The following is a 2,982-nucleotide window of genomic DNA, read 5'->3' as shown; positions in this document are numbered from 1 at the left end:
TGAATGAGTTTGAGAGAATAGAAACAGCTTTCCGAATTTTAAAATTTGCTTGGCGACCATAGCATTGTGGACCCACCTGATTCCATGCCGAACTCAGAAGTGAAACACAATAGCGCCGATGGTAGTGTGGGGCTTCCCCATGTGAGAGTAGGACATCGTCAGGCTCAAATTGCTTTAAGCTGAATAGACACTGCGGAGTGGTAGTTCAGTTGGTTAGAATACCGGCCTGTCACGCCGGGGGTCGCGGGTTCGAGTCCCGTCCACTCCGCCACTTATCAGAAAGCCTAGTCTTACGACTAGGCTTTCGTCGTTTCTAGAGATAGATATTTTGGTCTTCGACCAACGAGTCCCGGTCGTCTGATCCCCCAGCTATTCCGCCACTTATACTAAGCCCAAGCATAACTGCTCGGGCTTTTTTACGTTTGAATGATTGTGTTCCGCTTCGGTTGAAAGAATCCCGCAAAAGGTTTGCTCGTTGTCCGCAACCCGGCGACCCCACTATTTATTAGAAAGCCTAGCCTTATGACTAGGCTTCACTTGTTTTAGGAAATAGATAATTTGGTCTTCGACTAATGAGCCCTGACCGTCTGCGAACACTACCTTTATGTCATTCATAGAGAAGTCCAGCTAGAAATAGCAGGACTTTTTTACATTCGAATCATTGCAAATCGCCCCGGTTGTCAGCAATCCCGACCATGCCTCCAATGGTGGGAAATCTAGTCCGACGATTAGGCTTACGTCGTTTGTGAGTATTGTTAATTTACTTGGAATGTACATTTTGCTTGGCCAGGAGCAAAGGTACAGAAGAACCTCAATTTATCGACATGCCTTGTTAGAAGTAGTTTGGCTTGGTTACTTCCGAATTATGATGATCTCTCTTTGAAGTGCGTTAAACAAGTCTTGGAGCTCTCACTATAGCTTTCCTGCTTTTCGGTGCTTACCGAGAAGGTAGGTAGTGTCGTGAAGCGCTATTGCTTTGATGTATGGCAACCTAGTCCGCGGTTAAACTTGCCTTCTAATGAGCCTTTAAGAGGCCCTGAATTACCCGGGAGCAGTACTCTACTGACAATTTCGTTGTAAGCTTTTTATTGTAATGAATAGTCGAAACATCTCGGTAGTCTAACTACTTCTTTTAAAGAGGTGCTAGCGTGCCTTTCATTGCTTCTTATCTAAATATTTCCTATCCCCTGATGCTTGGACCTTCAGCTCTCCTTATTGCGTTTTGTCACTGTCATTTGTGGAAGAAGCCTTACGGCCTGTCTAGCACAATAGAGAGGTATTTCCATGGGGATTCCTATCTGGTATCTATTAATACACAACAGATCTATGCTTTTAGCAATTCCAGCGGTGGGCACTTTATAGAAGCATTTACAAGGTACTAGTTCTGCTGAGATTTGCTTATTCATACGTTCTATAAACCGTAACCTATTTCTTTGTATTCAGAAGGTATAGGAGACTGTTCACTATGATATAGCTAGCCTTTAGCTCGGTTTTGAGAGTGTGGGTATCAGAATTGTTGTTTAGCCCTCAAAGGTAGACTCCCTTCAAGTCATCCATTGCCGATCAATGCTCTTTTACTTCTCATTGAAATGCCGTCCTTACACCCTCAAGAACAGATATCTTCAACTATATTGTATTGGTGACAGTATATTAGAAGGTAAGTTTTTTCAGGTTTGGGGTGAGCAATATTGGTACACACGCCGAAGGTTTATTGCCCTTAAGCATCGTACTCGAAGCCTATGTACATTCTACGAGCGTGTGGAAGCGTTAAGATTATAATTAGTAGAATTTGATTTTTTTGCTCTCCGGTTCAACTCTTAGTTGGCTTTAGGTGGTTAATATGAAGTACCGGAAGTCACTTTTAACTTTTAGTGATTCCAGTATTTAGAGAGTTGAGAATAATTACTGTGGGATCGCAGAGAAGGCTCGAGTAGGTAATGTAATGAAACTGAGTTTTAATTTTGAAGATGCAGGCCAGATCTTTGTTGGATCTTTTGCTCTGGCTGTTCCAATCTCTTTTTCTGAAGAAGCCTGGAGACTAGGAGAGACGTTGCCTGCCGAAAATTTATTGCTGTTGTTTATGTTATCCGCAGTCTTTCTTGGTTTTTATACTTATGAGAGCGTTTTCCAAAAAGATGTCGTTGCCCGAATTCCTGTGTTCATTTTTAGAATCGTTATCGCTTATGCCATGACGGCCATGGTCGTAGCATTAGTATTGACTTGTCTAGATAAACTTCCTTTATTGACTGACCCTGTAGTTTCAATCAAGAGAGTGATTGTTATTTCTATGCCAGCCTCTATGGGAGCGATTGTGGTGGATAGTTTTGATAAAGAGTAATCGTAGTGGCTAAGGAGAGCGTGGCGATTTACAGTGACACTGAGAGCGATCAGCGCGATGTTTTAAAATTGGAAGCTCTAAATCGCCACACTATACAGATCTTCGATTTATGATCCGTCGTTATCACCAGAGTAATTTTCGATGAAGTGTTTTTACTAAGTGAACTTTACCACTTGAGATGAATGGCTATGGTTTGATTACCTCTAGATAAAGAAAGGTATTTTGGATGTGATAAAAGGCAAGGATGTTTAAAGAAGGTAGGAAAGAGATGCGTGATCTTCAGGTGCAAAAAAGCCGCATCAATGATGCGGCTTCTTCTTTATTGGCTCCCCTTGCGGGATTCGACGCGGCCGGCTAGGGCGGTCCGACGATTCGGCTGAGACATTGCTTTGGCACAAAGCAGGAGCGGTAGATACGAAAAAGCCTCATCGTGTGATGAGGCTTTCTCTAAAGTGGCTCCCCCTGCGGGACTCGAACCTGCGACATACGGATTAACAGTCCGCCGTTCTACCAACTGAACTAAGGGGGAATTATTTAAGAAGAGTAAACTTCTCAATAATATAAATGGTGCCGACTACCGGAATCGAACTGGTGACCTACTGATTACAAGTCAGTTGCTCTACCTACTGAGCTAAGTCGGCACA

Annotated in this window: 1 protein-coding gene, 3 tRNA genes and 1 rRNA gene; 3 read left to right on the top strand and 2 right to left on the bottom strand. The window is 43.1% G+C overall.

What is annotated here, in order from left to right; translation table 11 throughout:
* Positions 1-48 precede the first annotated feature (48 nt).
* From rrf to BCT81_RS10370, 3 genes are all read left to right on the top strand, one after another.
* Positions 49-164 (top strand): 5S ribosomal RNA (rrf, locus tag BCT81_RS10380).
* A gap of 30 nt (positions 165-194) precedes the next feature.
* A tRNA-Asp gene (locus BCT81_RS10375) sits at positions 195-271 on the top strand.
* Between the two features lie 1,671 nt (positions 272-1,942).
* Positions 1,943-2,338 (top strand): DUF2391 family protein, encoded by a 396-nt coding sequence (locus tag BCT81_RS10370; RefSeq protein ID WP_102424107.1) that lies wholly within the window; start codon positions 1,943-1,945, stop codon positions 2,336-2,338.
* Between the two features lie 453 nt (positions 2,339-2,791).
* Here BCT81_RS10370 and BCT81_RS10365 read toward each other — a convergent pair.
* Both BCT81_RS10365 and BCT81_RS10360 read right to left on the bottom strand, forming a co-directional pair.
* Positions 2,792-2,867: transfer RNA gene (locus BCT81_RS10365), tRNA-Asn, on the bottom strand.
* A 36-nt stretch (positions 2,868-2,903) separates the two neighbouring features.
* A tRNA-Thr gene (locus tag BCT81_RS10360) sits at positions 2,904-2,979 on the bottom strand.
* Positions 2,980-2,982 lie beyond the last annotated feature (3 nt).

The organism is Vibrio sp. 10N.261.52.A1 (assembly GCF_002876325.1).
GTDB lineage: Bacteria > Pseudomonadota > Gammaproteobacteria > Enterobacterales > Vibrionaceae > Vibrio > Vibrio chagasii.
Note: the sequence above shows the minus strand (reverse complement) of the source record. Positions and strands in the feature narration are given on the sequence as shown.

What these genes read in the sequence shown, in the direction of transcription:
- BCT81_RS10370 (WP_102424107.1), top strand. Translation starts at nt 1,943, where the DNA reads ATGAAACTGAGTTTTAATTTTGAAGATGCAGGCCAGATCTTTGTTGGA.